4 protein-coding genes are annotated in these 19,794 nt (G+C 75.5%); all 4 read left to right on the top strand.

The features are described from left to right. The first annotated feature begins 146 nt into the window (after window positions 1-146). The 4 genes from GA0070560_RS14270 (at window position 147) to GA0070560_RS14255 (ending at window position 19,719) form a co-directional block, all read left to right on the top strand. The gene (locus GA0070560_RS14270; protein ID WP_091296384.1) at window positions 147-1,262 is read left to right on the top strand and encodes an acyltransferase domain-containing protein; all 1,116 of its coding nucleotides are present in this window, start codon (window positions 147-149) and stop codon (window positions 1,260-1,262) included. Then, window positions 1,262-4,486 carry a non-ribosomal peptide synthetase gene (locus tag GA0070560_RS14265; RefSeq protein ID WP_091296381.1) on the top strand — a complete coding sequence of 1,075 codons (3,225 nt, stop codon included), beginning with the start codon at window positions 1,262-1,264 and terminating at the stop codon, window positions 4,484-4,486. The genes GA0070560_RS14270 and GA0070560_RS14265 overlap by 1 nt, the downstream gene beginning before the upstream one ends. Window positions 4,487-4,559: 73 nt before the next feature. Further along, window positions 4,560-18,518, top strand: coding sequence for a non-ribosomal peptide synthetase (locus GA0070560_RS14260; protein WP_091296377.1), 13,959 nt, complete (start codon window positions 4,560-4,562; stop codon window positions 18,516-18,518). Beyond that, a complete protein-coding gene (locus GA0070560_RS14255; protein ID WP_091296374.1) occupies window positions 18,505-19,719 on the top strand; it encodes an FAD-dependent oxidoreductase in 1,215 nt (404 codons plus the stop codon). Before GA0070560_RS14260 ends, GA0070560_RS14255 begins: the two co-directional genes overlap by 14 nt. Window positions 19,720-19,794: the final 75 nt, after the last annotated feature.

Genomic DNA, 19,794 nt, shown 5'->3' with positions numbered 1-19,794 from the left:
GGGACGTGCCCGGGCGGAGTCTCCGTCCGAGGGCGGCCGGGCCGCGTACCGGACGGCAACGTGACCCACGGGCGATATCGCGGCGACAGCGCCGCAGCCGACGGCATCCGCCCCGACCGGCGCGGGCACGGCGGAGAGGGGACCTGATGACTGAGACGCCGCGGCCCACCACGCAGGTGGACCGGCCCGGACCGGCCGGCGGTGTGGCACTCCACGGCACCCCGACCACTCCCCGCCGGCCCCGGCTGGTCTTCCTGTATCCCGGGCCGGCCGCCGTGGCCGCCGGCATGGGCCGAGCCGTGTACGACGCCGAACCGGCGGTTCGCGTCGAGGTCGACGCCGCGCTCGCCGCGCTGCCCGGACCCCTCGGCGACCGGGTCCGCGCGGCGCTGCTCGGCCCGCCCGGCCGGGCCGTGCCACCGGACTGCGCCGCCCCGGCGCTGTTCGTCCTGGAATACGCGCTGACCCGGCTGCTCGTCGCCGCCGGGCTGAACCCCGACACCGTGCTCGGTTACGGCGTCGGCGAGGTCACCGCCGCCTGCGTGGCCGGGGTCCTCGACCCCGCCGACGCGCTGCACCTGGCGACCGCGTACGGCCGGCTCAGCGCCGATCTGCCACCGGCCGCGACGATGACGGTGGGACTGCCCGCCGTCGACGTGACCCGGCAGTTGCCGCCCGAGGTCCGGCTGGTCGCCGTGGACACGCCGGAGTCCTGCGTGGTCGCCGGCCCCGGGCCGGAGCTGCGGCGGTGGGAACGCACCCTCGCCCAGCTGTACGTGACCTGCCACCGGCCGGCGGCGCCGGTGGCGGCGTACCCCGACGACGTGCCGTCCCGGCTCGGGCCGGTCGTCGCGGCGCTGCCCGTGACCACGCCCCGCCCGCCGCGGATCCGGTGGCTCAGCACGGTCAGCGGCCGCCCCGTCAGCGCCGACGAGGCGGTCGACCGGGAGCACTGGCTGCGCCTGCCGGGGCGACCCGTCCGCTTCGCCGAGGCGGCCGGGCAGCTCGCCGACCGGGACGTGGCGGTGGAGGTGGGACCCGGCAGCACCTTGACCGCGCTGCTGCGCCACGCCACCCCGGACCTGCCGGCGCTGTCCGTCCTGCCGCCGCGCCCCGAGCGCGAACCGACCGACCCGCGGCGTCACCCGGATCCCGTCGCGGCGGTGCGGGCGCTGCTCGCCGACCCCGCCTCCCGGCGGGACCGACCCCACCTGCCCGACCACACGCGAGCCGGCACGCCCCGGCCCGGGAGGAGAAAGTGATGGAGCTCGAGGGCATCGAGGACGTGTACGAGCTGTCCCCCATCCAGGAGGGGCTGCTGTTCCACAACCTGTACTCGCCGGGCAGCGGCATCTACCTGGAACAGGTCACCATGCGCATGCGCGGCCCGCTGGACGTCGCCGCGTACCAGGCCGCCTGGCAGAGCATCGTCAACCGGCACGCGGTGCTGCGTACCAGCTTCCACTGGGAGGGCATCGACAAGGCCCTGCAGGTGGTGCACCGCGACGTCACGTTCCCGATCGAGGTGCTGGACTGGCGCGACGCCGACCCCGCCGAGCAGCGCGACCGGTACGCCCGGTTCGCCCACGACGACCGGATGACCGGCTTCGACTACGCCACCGCCCCGCTGATGCGCGGGCGGCTGATCCGCTTCGCCGACCAGGAGTGGGAGTTCTTCTGGAGCTTCTCCCACCTGCTCATGGACGGCTGGTCGTTCGGCCTGGCCTTCGCCGAGCTGACCACCCTCTACAACGCGTACGCCACCGGCGGCACCCCCGACCTGCCGCCGGCCCGCCCGTACCGGGCGTACCTGTCCTGGTGGTCCCAGCAGGACAGGTCGGCGACGGAGACGTTCTGGCGGGAACACCTCGCCGGCTACACCGCCCCCGACACCCTGGAGCTGGGCCCGGGCCCGACGGAGACGGTGCCGACGGACGAACCCACCCACGCCGTGCTGCCGACGCCGCAGCTACTGGAGCAGATCCCCGCGCTGACCACCTTCGCCCGCGAACACGGCCTCACCCTCAACACCGTCATGCAGGGCGCCTGGATGCTCGTGCTCAGCCGTTACCTGGGCCGCGCCGACGTCCTCGCCGGCTCCACCGGCACCCAGCGCCCGGCGACCCTGGCCGGCAGCGAACGCATCATGGGGCCGATGCTGGCCACCATGCCGGTGCGCGCCCGGGTCCGCGACGACGCCCCGCTCATCGACTGGCTGCGCGAGTTGCAGACCGACATGGCGCGGGCCCGCGAGCACGCCGACATCTCCCTGACCGACCTGCGCCGGCTGGCCGACCTGCCGGGCAACCGCCCCCTCTTCGAGCTGGACCTGGCCTTCGAGAACGTGCCCGTGCCCGACCTCGGACTGCACGGCGTGCAGCTGACGGAGTCCACCTACGACGGCCGTCCGCACTTCCCGATCACGATGATCGTCATGCCGGGGGAGGCCATGCCGGTGCCCCGCCTGGTCTACGACCGGACCCGGTTCACCGAGACCGCGGTGCGCCGGCTGGTCGACCAGTTCACCACGACCCTGACCAACATGACCCTCTACCCGGGCCTGCGGCTGGGCGACATGGACATCATGCCCACCGAGCAGTGGCGCCAGGTCCTGCTGGACTGGAACACCACCGAGGAGCAGCCGGTCGCCGCGCTGCCCGAGCTGTTCGCCCGTTCGGCCACCGCCACGCCGGACGCCACCGCGGTGGTCTGCGCCGGACAGCGGCTCAGCTACGCCGAACTCGCCGCGCAGGCCAACCGGCTCGCCCACCACCTGCGCGCAGCCGGGGTACGCCCCGGCGACCGGGTCGGGTTGTGCCTGCACCGGTCGCTGGAGACCGTTGTCGGGGTGCTGGGGGTGCTCACCGCCGGGGCCGCGTACGTGCCGCTGGACCTGGGCCACCCGGCCGAACGGATGCGCTGGATCCTCGCCGACGCCGGCGCGAGCGTGCTGGTGACCCACCGGGCGGCGGCCGACGTCGTACCCGAGTTCGCCGGCCGGGTGGTCGACCTGGACGCCGAGGCCGATGCCATCGCGGCCCACCCGGCCGTCCCTCCGCCGGACGGCCCCGCCCCGAACGACGTCGCCTACCTGATCTACACCTCCGGCTCCACCGGCCACCCGAAGGGGGTGCTGGTCAGCCACGCCAACGTGGCCCGGCTGGTGGCCGGGGCGGGCACCCGGATGGAGCTGACCGGCGACGACGTGTGGAGCATGTTCCACTCGTACGCCTTCGACGTGTCGGTGTTCGAGATGTGGGGCGCGTTCGCCACCGGCGCCCGGCTCGTGGTCGTGCCCCACGAGTCGGTACGCGACCCGGAGGCGCTGCTGACCCTGCTCGCCGCCGAGCGGGTCACCGTGTTCAGCCAGACTCCGTCGGCGTTCCGCCAGTTCATGCCCCTTGCCCTGGCCGAGGACGCGCCCCGGCTGCCGCTGCGCTACGTGATCTTCGCCGGGGAGTACCTGGACATTCCGGCCCTCACCCCCTGGATCGACCGGTACGGCGACGAGCAGCCCCACCTGGTCAACATGTACGGCATCACCGAAACCACCGTGCACTCCACCTACCGGCGGATCACCCGGGCCGACCTCACCGGCCCGGTCCGCAGCAACATCGGCCGACCCCTGCCCGACCTGCGGGTCTACCTGCTCGACGAGCGCGGCATGCCGGTGCCCCCGGGCATGCGGGGCGAGATCCACGTCGCCGGCGCCGGAGTCGCCCTCGGCTACCGGAACCTGCTCGAGCTGACCGCCGCCCGTTTCCTGCCCGACCCGTACGCCGGCGAGGGCGAACAGCGCATGTACCGCTCCGGCGACCTGGCCCGGTGGACCGACGACGGCGAGCTGGAGTTCCTCGGCCGCGCCGACCAGCAGGTCAAGATCCGCGGCTTCCGCGTCGAACCGGGCGAGATCGAGGCGGTGCTGCGGGAGCGGCCGGAGATCGCCGACGCCGTGGTGCTGCCCCGCGACATCGCCGGGGACACCCGCCTGGTGGCCTACCTGGTGCCGGCGGACGGGGCGACCGTGCTGGACACCGAGGTGACCGCCGGGCTGCGCGCCCTGCTGCCGGAGTACATGGTCCCCGCCCACCTCGTCACCCTGGACCGGTTCCCGCTCACCCCGAACGGCAAGACCGACCGGGCCGCGCTGCCCGGCTTCGACGGGGCCCGCCCCGACCTCGACCGGGAGTACGTGGCACCGCGCACCCCCACCGAGGAGGCGGTGGCCGCGGCGTGGCGGGAGATGCTCGGCGTGGAGAAGGCCGGGGTGCACGACGACTTCTTCGCCCTCGGCGGACACTCCCTGCTCGCCACCCGGGTCGCTTTCAAGCTGCGCGGCAGCCTCGGCGTGGAGGTACCCGTCCGCGCGGTCTTCGACCACCCCGTCCTGGAGCGGCTGGCCACCGCGATCGACGACCTGGCGCAGCGCCCGGGCGCCGCCGCGCCGGTGATCACCCGCCAGCCCCGGCTGGCCCAGCGGGTCTGACCCCGACGGCCCGCGCGTCCCGGCCGACGCGCGGGCCCGCACCGTCCGTGCCACCACAGCGAGGAGTGTCCGCGTGAGCGTCGATGACAACCCGGTCAGCACCCGGGAGGCGTACCTGCTGCCGGCGTCGTACGGGCAGCGCCGACTCTGGTTCCTGGACCTGCTCGAACCCGGCAGCGCCGCGTCGTACACCGAGCACGGGGCGCTGCGCGTCACCGGGGAACTGGACGTGGACGCCCTCCGCGCGGCGGTGGCCGCCATGGTCCGCCGGCACGAGACCCTGCGCACCGGGCTGATCCTCGTCGACGGCGAACCCGTGCAGGCCGTCACCACCGAGCTGACCGTCGAAGTGGAGCAGGTCGACGCCACCGGCCGGGTCCCCACCGGCGCGGACACCGCCACCGTGCACGCCGCCCTGGCCACGGAGATCCGCGAACTGCTGCGCCGCCCGTTCGACCTGACCCGCCCACCGCTGTTCCGGGTGGTGCTCTACCGCCTCGGCCCGGCCGACCAGGTGCTCGTCGTGGCGTTCCACCACGCCGTGTACGACCAGTGGTCCGGCGCGGTCTTCGTCCGGGAACTGCTGGCCTGCTACGACGCCGCCCTGGCCGGGGCGCCACCGGCGCTGCCCGAACTGCCGGTGCAGTACGGCGACTTCGCCGCCTGGCAACGCCAGTGGGTCGGCGGCGACGAGGAGGCCGGGCAACTCGACCACTGGCAGCGGCGACTGGCCGGCCTGCCGCCGCTGGAGCTGCCCACCGACCACCCCCGGCCGAGCACCCAGACCTTCGACGGCGGCACCGTCGAGACGGTCCTTCCCGCCGAGCTGGTCGCCGACCTGGAACGGCTGGGCCGCGACCATCAGGCCACCCTGTTCATGACCGTGCTGACCGGCTTCGCCGCGGTGCTGGCCCGGCACTGCGGCCAGGACGACCTCGCCGTCGGCACCCCCGTCGCCGGGCGCCGCGCGCCCGAACTGGAACACCTGGTCGGCTTCTTCGTCAACAACCTGGTGCTGCGCATCGACGCGAGCGCCGACCCGGGCTTCACCGAGCTGCTCGACCGGGTCCGTGGCACCTGCCTGGACGCCTACGCCCACGCCGACGTGCCGTTCGAACGGGTGGTGGAGCGGGTGCGTCCGGAGCGGGACCTGGCTCGCAGCCCGCTGTTCCAGGTGATGTTCGTCTTCGGCAACGTGCCACTGCCCGCGCTCACCGCCACCGGGTTCACCGCCGAGCTGTTCCGGGTCGACCCGGGGACCGCCAAGTTCGACCTCTTCGTCACCTGCGTGCCCCGCGCCGACGGTGCCCTGACCGTCACCGTCGAGCACAACACGGCGCTGTTCGACCCGGACACCGCCCGGCGGCTGCTGGCTCATCTGTGCCAGGTGCTCGACGCGGCGGTCACCGACCCGCGCCGGCCACTGTCCGCGCTGCCGCTGCTCACCGACGCCGAGCGCAAGCTGCTCGTCGACCGGGGGCGCGGACGGCAGCGGGAGCTGCCCGCCGACACCCTGCCCGACCTGGTCGCGGCCCGGGCCGCCGCGCACCCCGAGCGCACCGCGGTGACCGGCGTCTCCGGCCGGCTCGGCTACGCCGACCTGGTCCGTCGCGCCCAGCGGATCGCCGCGGCCCTGCACGCCGCCGGGGTACGCCCCGGGCAGCTCGTCGGCGTGGCCGTGGACCGGGACGTCGACCTGCCGGCGGCGCTGCTCGGTGTCCTCGGCGCCGGGGCGGCGTACCTGCCGGTGGACCCGGCGCTGCCCGCCGAGCGGCTGCGCTTCGTGCTCGCCGACGGCGACGCCGCACTGGTGCTCGCCGACGCGACGACCGCCGCCGCCCTTCCCGACGGCCCGCCGGTGCTGCGCCTCGACGGCGACCTGCCGGACGCCGCCGACTGGCCGGCGCGGCCCGGACCGGACGACCTGGCGTACGTCATCCACACCTCCGGCTCCACCGGAACGCCCAAGGGCGTCGCGGTGCCGCACCGAGCCTTGGTCAACCTGCTGACCACCCTCGCCGAGCGCCCCGGCCTCGACGCGGACACCGTGCTGGCCGCGGTCACCACGCTCTCGTTCGACATCGCCGCACTGGAACTGCTCGGCCCGCTGCTCGTCGGCGGCCGGGTCGACGTGGTGCCTCGCGCCGTCGGCGCCGACGGGCCCCGACTCGCCGCCCACCTCGCCGAGGCCGGGGCGACCGTCGTGCAGGCCACCCCGGCCACCTGGCGGCTGCTGCTGGCCGCCGGCTGGCGCCCCGGCCCCGGTTTCGCCGTCTGGTGCGGCGGCGAGGCGTTCCCGCCCGACCTGGCCCGCGCCCTGACCGACACGGGCGCCGCCGTGTGGAACCTGTACGGGCCGACGGAGACCACGGTGTGGTCGGTCGTGCACCGGGTGTCGGGCGCGGAGGACCCGGTGCCGCTGGGATCGCCGGTGGCCAACACCGAACTGCTGGTGGTCGACCGGGCGGGCCGCCGGACCCCGCTCGGGGTGCCGGGGGAGCTGTGGATCGGCGGCGCGGGCGTGGCGGCCGGGTACTGGCAGCGCGACGAGCTGACCCGGGAACGGTTCGTGCCGCACCCGGAGACGCCGGGCGCCCGGGTGTACCGGACCGGGGACGTGGTCCGCTGGCGGCCCGACGGCCGGCTGGAGTTCCTGGGCCGGCTGGACTTCCAGGTGAAGGTGCGGGGGCACCGGATCGAGCCCGGGGAGATCGAGTCGGTGCTGCGCGACGACCCGCGGGTGCGCGACGCGGTGGTGGTGGTACGTGAGGACACCCCCGGCGACCAGCGGCTGGTGGCGTACCACGTGGGTGACGCCGAGCCCGACGCGCTGCGCGACGCCTGCGTTGCCCGGCTGCCCGGCTACATGGTCCCGGCGACCTTCGTGGCGCTGCCGGCGCTGCCGCTCACCGCGAACGGCAAGGTCGACCGGCGGGCCCTGCCCGCCCCCGATCCCGCGCAGCGTGCCGGACGATACGCGCCGCCGCGCGGTGCCGTGGAGGAACGACTCGCGAAGATCTTCGCCGACGTGCTCGGCCTGGACCGGGTCGGCCGCGACGACGACTTCTTCGCCCTCGGCGGGCACTCCCTGCTCGCCACCGCACTGGTCGGGCGGATCGCCGCCGACCTGGACGTCGAGGTGCCGGTCCGCGCGGTCTTCGCCCAACCCACCGTCGCCCGCCTCGCCGGTGTGCTCGACCTGGCCGGCCCGCCCGGCTCCCCGCAGCTCACCCCGGCACCCCGACCGTCCGACGCCGACGGCCCGGTCCGGCTGCCCGCCTCCTTCCAGCAACGCCGGGTGTGGTTCCTCGCCCAGTTCGAGCCGGACACCGCCGCCGCGTACCACCTGCACGGCGGGCTGCGGCTGCGCGGCCGGCTCGACACCGATGCGCTGCGCGCCGCGCTCGCCCTGGTGGTCCGCCGGCACGAGACGCTGCGCACCGGGTTCGCGGCGGTGGACGGCGAACCGGAGCAGGTGATCCACCCGTACGTGCCGACCCCGCTGTCCGAGGTGGACCTGACCGGGGCCGTGGACCGCGACGCCGCTCTGGCCGACCTGCTCCACGACACCGCCACCCGCCCGTTCGACCTGACCACCCCGCCGTTGCTGCGGGTGGTCCTGGCCACCCTCGGCGACGACGACGCCGCGCTGCTGGTCACCCTGCACCACGCGGTCGGCGACCGGCTGGCCGTGGAGGCGCTGACCACCGAGCTCTCCGCCGCGTACACCGCGCTGGCGGCCGGCGCGCAACCGGCGCTGCCCGACCTGCCGGTCCAGTACGGCGACTACGCCGTCGCCCAGCAGCGCTGGGCCGGCGGCCCCGCCGAACGTCGCCAGCTCGAACACTGGCGACGCCACCTCGCCGACCTGCCGGTGCTGGACCTGCCCACCGACCGGCCCCGCCCGGCGGTGCAGACCTACCGTGGCGCCACCCGGACCGCGCAGCTCCCGGCGGGCCTCGTCGCCGACCTCACCGCCCTCGCCGCCGGGCGCGGCGGCACGCTGTTCATGGCCCTGCTCGCGGGCTACGCGCTCACCCTGTCCCGGTACGCGCGCACCCTCGACGTGCCGGTCGGCTCCCCGGTCTCCGGCCGGTACCGTCCCGAGCTGGAGCCGTTGATCGGCTACTTCACCAACAACCTGGTGCTGCGGACCGACCTCACCGGCGACCCGACGGTGGGGGAGCTGCTGGACCGGGTCCGTGACACCTGCCTGGACGCCTACGCCAACGCCGACGTGCCGTTCGAGCGGCTGGTGGAACGGCTGCGCCCGGACCGCGACCTCGCGCACAGCCCGCTGTTCCAGGTGATGTTCATCGCCGCGCCGCTGCCGGCCCCGTCGCTGCGCCTCGGCGACGTGACCGGCACACCGCTGCGCGCCCCGGACAGCGCCGCCAAGTACGACCTGACCCTCACCGTCTTCCCCGCCGGCCCCGACACCACCGCCCAGCAGGTGGTCGCCGAGTACAACACCGACATCTTCGACGCCGCGACGGTGGACCGGCTGCTCGCCCACTACCGGTTGGTCCTCGACGCCCTCACCGCCGACGTCGACCGCCGGCTCTCCGCGCTGCCGGCGCTGCCCGCCGAGGAACGGGCCCGCCTCACCACCTGGGGTACCGGGGTCCGGCCGCCGGTGCCGGCGACCAGCCTCGACCGGTACGTCACCGCCCGGTTCCCGGCGTTCGCCGACCGGATCGCGGTCGCCGACGAGGCCGGGTCGCTGACGTACGCGGAACTCGACCTCCGGGCCCACCAGCTCGCCCAGCACCTGCGCGCCCTCGGCGTGACCCGTGGCGACCGGGTGGCGCTGTTCACCGAGCGTGGCTGCGACGTGCTGGTCGCGCTGCTCGGCGTGCTCCGCGCCGGGGCCGCCTACGTCCCCGTCGACGTGGCCTTCCCGGCGGACCGGGTGGCGTTCATCCTCACCGACTCCGGCGCCTCGGCGGTGCTCACCCAGGCCGACCTGGTCCACCTGCTGCCCGAGCTGCCCGAGTCGGTCGCGGTGGTCCGGTTGGACGCCGACCGCACGGCGATCGCCGCGCGCCCGACCGATCCGCTGCCCGACGGGCCCGGCCCCGACGACCTGGCGTACCTGATCTACACCTCCGGCTCCACCGGCCACCCGAAGGGCGTGGCGCTGCCGCACCGGCCGGTGGTGAACTTCCTGCTCAGCATGATCCGCGAGCCCGGCCTGGCCGGCACCGACGTGGTCGGCGCGGCCAACACCCTCGCCTGCGACATGCCGGTCCTCGACGTCTACCTGCCGCTGCTGGTCGGCGCGCGGATCGAGATGATCCCGCACGCCACCGTCGTCGACGGCGAGCGGCTGGCGGACCGGCTGCGCCGCAGCCGGGTCACCTACCTCCAGGGCACCCCGACCACCTGGCGGCTGCTCCAGCAGGCCGGCTGGCGGCCACCGGCCGGGTTCACCGCCCTGGCCGGGGCGGAGCGGGTCCCCGCCGACCTGGCCCACTGGCTGCACGCCGCCGGCGCCGGCGTCTGGCACCTCTACGGGCCCACCGAGACGACGGTGTGGTCGACGGTGCACCGGGTCGGCGGTGGGGAGGACCCCCTGCCGCTGGGCGGGCCGGTGGCGAACACCGAGCTGCTGGTGGTCGACGACGCCGGCCGCCGGGTGCCGGTGGGTGTGCCGGGCGAGCTGTGGATCGGCGGCGCGGGCGTGGCGGCCGGGTACTGGCGACGCGAGGAACTGACCGCCGTGAAGTTCGTCGCCCACCCGGAGGCACCGGGTGCCCGGGTGTACCGGACCGGGGACCTGGTGCGCTGGCGGGGCGATGGCACGCTGGAGTTCCTGGGCCGCATCGACTTCCAGGTGAAGGTCCGCGGCCACCGCATCGAGCTGGGCGAGATCGAGTCGGTGCTGCGCGCCGACCCGCGGGTACGCGACGCGGTGGTGGTGGTCCGCGAGGACACCCCGGGCGACCAGCGGCTCGTCGGTTACGCCGACCTGCACCACCCGGACGACGTCGACCGCGCCGCGCTCGTCGCCGCGCTGCACGCCGCCTGCCGCGAACGGCTGCCCGACTACATGGTGCCGTCGGCGTTGGTGCTGCTCGACGCGCTGCCGCTGACCGCCAACCGCAACAAGGTCGACCGGGCGAAGCTGCCCGCCCCGGACGGGATGCGCCCGGACGTCGGCGCGTACGCCGCGCCCCGCGGGACGGCCGAGCAACGCCTCGCCGCGATCTTCGCCGACGTGCTCGGCCTGGACCGGGTCGGCCGAGACGACGACTTCTTCGCCCTCGGCGGGCACTCCCTGCTCGCCACCCGGGTGGTCGCCCGTATCCGCGACGCCCTGACGGTGGACCTGCCGGTCCGAGCCGTCTTCGCCACCCCGACGGTGGCCGGCCTGGCCGCCGCCCTGCCGCAGGCCACGCCCGCCGCCGCGCCGGTGGGCGCCACGCCGGTCGGGGACGCCACCGCGCCGCCGATCCCCGCGCAGTTCCGGATGCCGCAGGTCGGCGGTGACCTCGCCGGCCGGTACGTGCTGCCCGCCTCCTCCGGCCAGCGTCGGCTCTGGTTCCTCGCCCAGCTCGATTCCGGCGGCGCGGGGGCGTACACGGTCGACGGCGCGGTGCGGTTGACCGGGCCACTGGACCGCGAGGCGCTGCACGCCGCACTGAACGCCGTGGTGGCCCGGCACGAGACGCTGCGCACCTCGCTGCACGAGACCGACGGGGAACCGGTGCAGGTCATCGCGCCCGCCCTCACCGTGCCGCTGGAGGTGGTCGAGCTGGCCGACCCCGGCCGGCTCGACGAGACCCTCACCGCGCTCTCCGGCGTCCCGTTCGACCTGCGGACCGCGCCGCTGCTGCGGGCCACCCTGATCCGGGTCGACGCCGCGCACCACGTGCTGCACCTGGCGCTGCACCATGCGATCTGCGACCGCTGGTCGGTGCAGGTCCTGGCCCGTGACCTGGTCGCCGCGTACACCGCCGGCGCGGACAGCGCCGCCCCGGCCGCCCTGCCGATCCAGTACGGCGACTACGCGGCCTGGCAACGGCAGTGGACGACCGGCCCGGAGGCGGCCGCGCAGCTGGCGTACTGGCGGCAGCGGCTCGCCGGGCTGCCGGCCCTGGAGCTGCCGACCGACCGGCCCCGCCCCGCCACCCGCGCCTGGCGCGGTGAGCTGTGCTGGCACCGGATTCCCGCCGACCTGGTCGCCCGGGTCACCGAGGCCGCCCGGCGCCGCTCCGCCACGCCGTTCATGGTGGGCCTGGCCGCCTGCCAGCTGATGCTCGCCCGCTACAGCGGGCAGCGGGACTTCGCGGTCGGCTCGCCGGTCGCCGGCCGCTCCCGCACGGAGCTGGAGGGCCTCGTCGGGTTCTTCGTCAACAACCTGGTGCTCCGCGCCGACCTCGACGGCACCCCGACCGTCGGTGAGCTGCTCGACCGGGTGCGCGCCGCCTGCCTGGACGCGTACGCGCACGCCGATGTCCCCTTCGACCAGCTCGTCGAAGAGCTGCGTCCGGCCCGCGACCGGGCCCAGACCCCGCTGTTCACCGTGCTGTTCGCGGCACAGAACACCCCGCCGGCCGCCCGGTCGATGGGCCCGGTCGAGGTGACCCCCGTCGACCTGCGCCCCGGCACCACCCAGTTCGACCTGTCGATCATGCTGGTCCCCGACCCCGACAGCGGTGACCTGCGGCTGCGCGTCGAGTACGACACCGAGCTCTTCGACGCCGCCACCGTGGACCGGATGGCCGACCAGTTCCGCCTGCTCCTCACCGAGCTGGCCGGCGACCCGGACCGCCCGGTACGCGGCCTCGCCCCGCTCACCGACGACGAGCGCCGGCTGCTGCTCGACGAATGGGTGCGGCAACACCCGCAGCCCGACCGTCCCGGCCTCATGGCGTCGTTCCGCGAGCAGGCCACCCGTACGCCCGACGCGGTGGCCGCCGAATGCGGCGACGACCGGCTCAGCTACGCCGAGCTGCTGGCCCGGGCAGCCGGCCTGGCCCAGCGGCTGCGGGCTGCCGGGGTCCGCCGCGGCGACCGGGTCGGCATCCACCTCGACCGCAACCTCGACCTGCTCGTCGCGGTGCTCGGCGTGCTGGACGCCGGTGCCGCCTACGTGCCGCTGGACCCCGGCTGGCCGCCCGCCCGGATGAGCTACGTCCTCGACGACGCCGGAGTGCGGGCGCTGGTCGCGGCGGTGCCGCCGCCCGGCTTCACCGGCCCCGTCCTCGCCCCGACCGGCGAGCCGGCCGCGCCGCAACCGACGGCGGACGAATCCGCCGGGCCGGACGACCTCGCGTACCTGATCTACACCTCCGGTTCCACCGGACGCCCGAAGGGGGTGATGGTCACCCACCGCAACGTGGCCCGGCTGGTCACCGCTGCGGCCACCCGCTTCGCGTTCCGAGCCGACGACGTGTGGAGCGTGTTCCACTCGGTCGCCTTCGACGTGTCGGTCTTCGAGATGTGGGGGGCGTGGCTCACCGGCGCCCGGGTGGTGATGGTGCCCTACCTGGCCGCCCGCGAGCCCGCCGAACTGCGGGCGCTGCTGGCCCGGCACCGGGTCACCGTCCTCAGCCAGACCCCCACCGCGTTTCGCCAGCTCGCCGCCGCCGACGCCGCCGCGCCGGACCGGTTGACCGCGCTGCGCTACGTGGTCTTCGCCGGGGAGGCCCTCGACGTGCCGGCGCTGACCGGCTGGTTCGACCGGTACGGCGACGACCACCCCGAGCTGATCAACATGTACGGCACCACGGAGACCACCGTGCACGCCACCTTCCACCGGGTCCGCGCCACCGAGCTGGCCGAACCCGGCCGGCACCGGGTCGGTCGACCCCTGCCCGACCTGCGGATCGTGCTGCTCGACCCGGACGGGCAGCCGGTGCCGCTCGGCGCGCCGGGCGAGGTCGCCATCGGCGGCCCGGGCGTCTCCCTCGGCTATGCCGGCCGGCCCGAGCTGACCGCCGAACGTTTCGTCGCCAGCCCGTACGCCGGCCCCGGCGGCCGGCTCTACCGCACCGGCGACCTGGCCCGCTGGCTGCCCGACGGCACACTGGACTTCCTCGGCCGCGCCGACTCGCAGGTGAAGATCCGCGGCTTCCGGGTCGAGCCGGGTGAGGTGCAGGCGGTGCTCCGGGAGCACCCCGACGTCGCCGACGCGGTGGTGGTGGCCCGGGCCGGCCGCGCCGACGACACCGAACTCGCCGGCTACGTGGTGCCCCGCCCCGGCGCCGCCCCGTCGCCGGGTGACCTGCGTGCGCACGCCCGCCGGTTCCTCCCCGAGTACCTGGTGCCGGCCAGCCTCACCCTGCTCGACGCGCTGCCCCGCACCGGCAACGGCAAGCTCGACCTGCGCGCCCTGCCCCGGCCCCGGCGCGGTGCCGACGAGGCGGGCCACGTCGCCCCCCGCGACCAGGTGGAGGCCACCCTGACGGAGATCTGGCGGCAGGTGCTCGACGTCGACACCGTCGGCGTGCACGACGACTTCTTCGATCTCGGCGGGCACTCGCTGCTGGCGACCCGGGCGATGAGCCGCGCCCGGACCGCCCTGCACGTCGACGCCGGGGTGCGGGACCTGTTCGACCAGCCGACCATCGCCGGGCTCGCCGAGCGGCTCCGTCACCGGCTCGGCGGCCCGAGCGCCGAACCCGTGCCGGCCGCGACGCCTCGCGACGGGCTGCTGCCCGCCTCCCCGGCGCAGCGCCGGCTCTGGCTGCTGCACCAGCTCGACCCGGACAGCGCCGGGGCGTACGTCATCGGCAGCGCGGTACGGCTACGCGGTCCGCTGGACCCGGCGGCGCTGCAGGCCGCGTTCGCCGACGTGGTCGCCCGGCACGAGGCGCTGCGGACCAGTTTCGCCACCGTGGACGGCGAACCCGCCCAGCGGATCCACCCCGGACTGGACGTGCCGGTGCAGCGGGTCGACCTGAGCGGTGACCCGGCCGCGCTCGCCGCGCTCACCCGGGACCGGCTCACCGCGCCGTTCGACCTCGCCGAGGCGCCACTGGTCCGCACGACCCTGGTCCGGGTCGCCGACGACGAGCACCACCTGCTGCTGGCCCTGCACCACGCGGTCGGTGACCAGTGGTCCACCCAGGTGATCGTCCGGGACCTGGTCGCCGCGTACCGGGCCCGCGTCGCCGGGAACGCCGTCGACCTGCCGGTCCCGCAGCTGCGCTACGCCGACGTGGCGGCGTGGCAACGCGACCGGCTGGAGCGGGGCGGCCTCGACGAGGACCTGCGCTGGTGGACCGACCGGCTGGCCGGGCTGCCGGTGCTGGACCTGCCGACCGACCGGGTCCGCCCGGCCACCCGCCGCCACCGGGGCGGCCAGCGGGCGGCCGAGGTGCCGGCGGGGCTCGTCGACCGGCTGACCGAGGTGGGGCGCCGCCACGACGCCACCCCGTTCATGGTGGCGCTCGCCGCCTACCAGCTCATGCTCTCCCGGTACGCCGGGCAGACCGACTTCGGTGTCGCCGTACCGGTGTCGGGGCGGGACCGGCCGGACACCGAGGATCTGGTCGGCTTCTTCGCCAACACCCTGGTGCTCCGCGCCGACCTGGCCGGCGAGCCGGGAGTAGGTGAGCTGATCGGCCGGGTCCGGCAGACCTGCCTGGCCGCGTACGCCCGCGCGGAAGCGCCGTTCGACGTGCTGGTGGAGCGACTCGGCCAGGCTCGCGACCTGTCCCGTACCCCGCTGGCCCAGGTCGGTTTCGCGCTGGTGGAACGGGTCGCTTCCGGCGACCGGGAGTTCGCCGGGGTGCGCGCCGAGCCGCTGCCGTTCGACCCGGGCACCGCCAAGACCGACCTCACCGTGACCCTGATCCCCACCGACGACGGAGGCTGGCGGCTGCTCGCCGAGTACGACGTCGACCTGTTCGCCCCGGCGACCGTGGACCGGATGCTGGCCCACCTGAGCATGCTGCTGGCCGAGTTCGCCCAGGACCCGCAGCGGCAGGTCACCGCGCTGCCGGACCTGCCCGCCGAGGAGGCCGCCCAACTGGAGTCGTGGGGGCGGGGCCCGGTGCGGGAGCTGCCGGACGCCACCTGGCCGCAGCTGTTCGCCCGCCAGGTCGCCGCCAACCCGGACCGGCCCGCCGTGCTCTTCGGCGCCGAGACGGTCACGTACGCCGAGCTGAACGCCCGGGCCAACCGGCTCGCGCACCGGTTGGTCGAGCTGGGTGTCGGGGCGGACGTGCTGGTCGGGGTGCTCGTGGAGCGCTCCGTGGAGATGGTCGTCGCGGTGCTCGCCGTGCTCAAGGCCGGCGGCGCGTACGTGCCGATCGACCCCGGCTACCCGGCCGACCGGGTGGCGTTCATGCTCTCCGACTCGGGCGCGCCCGTGCTGCTCACCCGGTCCGCCCGCGTCGACGGGCCGACCGGCGCCACCGCCACCGTGGTCGCGGTGGACGCCCCCGACCTGGCCACGCTGCCCGACACCGACCTGCCCCGCCGCAGCGGCCCCGACGACCTGGCCTACGTCATCTACACCTCGGGCTCCACCGGCACCCCGAAGGGGGTGGCGGTGACCCACCGGTCGGTGACGAACCTCTGGCTGACCCGCTACCTGGTCGGGTTGCACTCCGAGAGCCGGGTGCTCCAGTTCGCCCCGTTCAGTTTCGACGTCTCCGTCTTCGAGATGGTGCTCTCCCTGCTCGGCGGGGTGCCGCTGGTGGTGCCCGCCGCGCAGGACCTGGCCGGTGGGGTGGAGATCGTCGGCCTGATCAGCCGGCAGCGGGTCACCTTCACCTTCATGCCGCCGTCGCTGCTGGCCCACCTCGACCCGGAGCACCTGCCCACGGTGGAGGTGCTGGGCTCCGGCGGGGAGGACTGTCCCGCCGAGGTCGCCGAGCGGTGGGGCGGCCGCAAACGCTTCCTGATCGGGTACGGCCCGACCGAGGCCACCGTCTACGCCACGGTCACCGACGAGATCGTCGGTGGCGGGCACCCGCCGATCGGCCGTCCCGTGGTCAACACCGTCCTGCGGGTGCTCGACGAGCGGCTCCACCCCCGCCCGATCGGCGTCCCCGGTGAGCTGTACATCGGCGGGGCGGGGCTGGCCCGCGGCTACCTGCACCGGCCGGAGCTGACCGAGGCGGCCTTCATCACCCATCCGGCCACCGGGGAGCGGCTGTACCGCACCGGCGACCTGGTCCGCTACCTGCCGGACGGCAACCTGGAGTTCCTCGGCCGGCTCGACGACCAGGTCAAGCTGCGCGGCTTCCGGATCGAGCTGGGCGAGATCGCGGCGGCGCTGCGCGGCGCCCCGGGGGTGGCCGAGGCGGTGGTGGTGGTCCGGGAGGACCGCCCGGGGGACAAGCGGCTGGTCGGCTACGTCGTCCCCGCCACGGACGCCCCCGACGACGACCTGGTCCGCGCCGCCCGCGCCGCGGTCGCCGAGCGGCTGCCGCAGTACATGGTGCCGGCCGCCGTGGTGGCGCTGCCCGCCCTGCCGCTCACCCCGAACGGCAAGGTGGACCGTCGGGCGCTGCCGGCCCCGGCCGGACCGGTCGACGAGACCGGGTACGTGCCACCGCGCACCCCGAGCGAGCACCGGCTCACCCGGCTGGTCGCCGAGGCTCTCGGCGTGGAACGGGTGGGCCTGGACGACGACTTCTTCGCCCTCGGCGGGCACTCGCTGCTCGCGGCCCGACTGCACGCCACCATCCGGCGGCTCTGGGGCGTCGACCTGCCTGTGCGGGTGCTGTTCGAACACTCCCGGATCGGGGCGCTCGCCGACCTGCTCGACGAGCAGGGCAGCATCGACGTGGCCGCCGCCGAGGAGCAGCACGCGGCAGCGCTGCGCGCCGACGTGGCGCTGCCCGACGATGTCCGGCCGGTCGGCGCGCCCCGGTCCACCGAGCGGCCCGGCACCGTGCTGCTCACCGGTGCCACCGGGTTCCTCGGGGCGTACCTGCTGCGGCAGCTCGCCGAGGCCGGGACCACCGTGCTCTGTCTGGTGCGGGGTGGCGACGAGGCGGACGCGCACCGCCGACTCGTGGCGCAGCTGCGCCGCTACCGCTGCTGGCGCGAGGAGTGGACGGACCGGGTCCGGGCCCTCCCCGGTGACCTCGCCGCGCCCCGCCTCGGCCTCACCCCGGACCGGTTCGCCGCGCTGGCCCGCGAGGTGGACGAGATCTACCACTGCGGCGCGGTGGTGCACTTCCTGCGCCCGTACGCGATGCTCCGCGACGGCAACGTGGCCGGCACGGTGGAGATCCTGCGCCTGGCCACCCTGGACCGGCCGGTGCCGGTGCACTACGTCTCCACCATGTCGGTCTTCGGTGGGCTCGCCGCGACCGGCGCCGACCCCGCCACCGCGGTGCTGCGCGAGGACGAGCTGCCGGACGTTCCGCCGCCGGCCACCGACACCGGCTACAACCACAGCAAGTGGGTCGCCGAGCAGGTGGTGGCGCTGGCGCGGGCCCGGGGCGTCCCGGTCACCGTCCACCGGCCGGGCCGCATCGCCGGGGACACCCGCACCGGCACCTGGCGCGCCGACGACCTGGTCTGCCAGGTGATCCGGGCCTGTGTGGCCACCGGAGCGGTCCCCGACACCGGGCTCGCCACCGACCTGGTGCCGGTCGACCACCTCGCCGCCGCGATCACGGCGCTGGCCCGACGCCCGGAGGCGCTGGGCCGGACCTTCCACTTCGCCCTCGACACCAAGGTGCCGCTGGTGCTGCTGGCCGACGCCCTCGCCGAGAAGGGCTGGCCGGTTCGCCGGGTGCCGCTCGCCGACTGGTACGACGCCGTCGGTGCCGCCGCCCGTGCCGGCGACGACCAGCTCGGTCCGGTGCTCGCCATGTACGCGCCGTTGGCCGAGGGACGGGTCACCGGTGCCGGCGAGCCCACCTTCGACGACCGCAACACCCGGGAGCTGACCGGCGACCTGCTGCCACCGCCCCGGGTCGACACCGCACTGCTCGGCCGCTACCTCGACGCGCTGGTCGCTGACGGGTTCCTGCCACCGCCGCCCGGCGCGAGCGCCGACACGCCGGAGAGCGGCCCGAGACACCCGGACGAAGGGAGCACCGATGGTTCCGCGTAGGCCGATCGTCGTCGCCGGGGCGGGGGTGGGCGGCCTGACCACCGCGCTCGCCCTGGCCCGTCACGGCCTCCCGGTCGAGGTGTACGAACGTCGCACCGCCGAGGAGATCCGTACCGCACCGGGCAGCGGGTTGACGCTGTGGAGCAACGCCTCCACCCCGCTGGGCTGGCTGGGGCTCGGGGGTCGGCTGCTGGCCGCCGCCGAGCGGGTGGTGGAGATCCGTAACTTCGACTCCCGGGAGCGGATGCGGTTCGCCATGCGCACCCACCCGTACATCCGGCCGGACGCGCTGCCGTCGTTGTCCATCGGGCGGATGGACCTGGCGGACATCCTGCTGGCCGCCTGCGCCGAACGGGGCGTGCCGGTGCACCACGGCCGTCGGGTCACCGGCTACCGGCAGACCGCCGACGGCGTCGAGGTGCAGGCCGACGGTGACGCGGTGACCGGGACGGCGCTGGTCGGCGCGGACGGGGTCCGCTCCACCGTGCTCCGCCAGCTGCGCGGCGACGTGCCCGCGATCTACCTCGGACGTAGCACCTACCGTGGGGTGTGCGCCGGCACGCAGGGCCTGGTCCCGGAGGTGCCGCTGCTCTTCCACGACGAGGCCACCCGGGTCGGCGGTGGCGTCTACCCGATCGGCGGGGACCGGGCCGCGTGGACGCTGTCCTGGCACGCCCCGGCCGGGGAGCGCGAGCAGCCCGGTGGGGAGCGCGAGCACGCCGTCCGGCTGGCCCGGGTGCTGCCGCCGGTGCTGCGCGACCGGGTCACCCGGACCCCCACCGAGGCGATCATCCGGACCGACATCTGGTACCACGAATGGCACGAGACCTGGGGCGACGGGGCGGTCACCCTGGTCGGGGACGCCGCCCACGCGATGCCCAACGACCTCGGTCAGGGTGCCTGCCAGGCGGTCGAGGACGGCGTCGTGCTCGCCGACGCCCTGGCCGCCGGTGACCTCGGCACCCCGGCCGGCGTCGCCGCCGCGCTGCGCGACTACGAGCGCCGCCGCCGGGACCGGGTGAAGTGGGTACGCCAGCAGTCCGTGCAGGTCGCCACCGCCGCCGAGCCGCGTACCGCGGTGGCCCGCTGGGCGATGGGCAAGCTCACCCGCCTCTACCTCGCCGTGGCCGAGAAGGGCATGTGGCAGCGGATGCAGCAGCCTCCCGAGCTGACCGTCCAACCGGCCGCTGTCGCCTCCTGAGAAGGAATGGCCCGGGCTGGCGCCTGCGGGCACAGCTCGGGCCCTTTCATCGCGTCCGGGCGCTGCCGCGTGCCC

The organism is Micromonospora halophytica (genome assembly GCF_900090245.1).
Lineage (GTDB): Bacteria > Actinomycetota > Actinomycetes > Mycobacteriales > Micromonosporaceae > Micromonospora > Micromonospora halophytica.
Note: the sequence above shows the minus strand (reverse complement) of the source record. Positions and strands in the feature narration are given on the sequence as shown.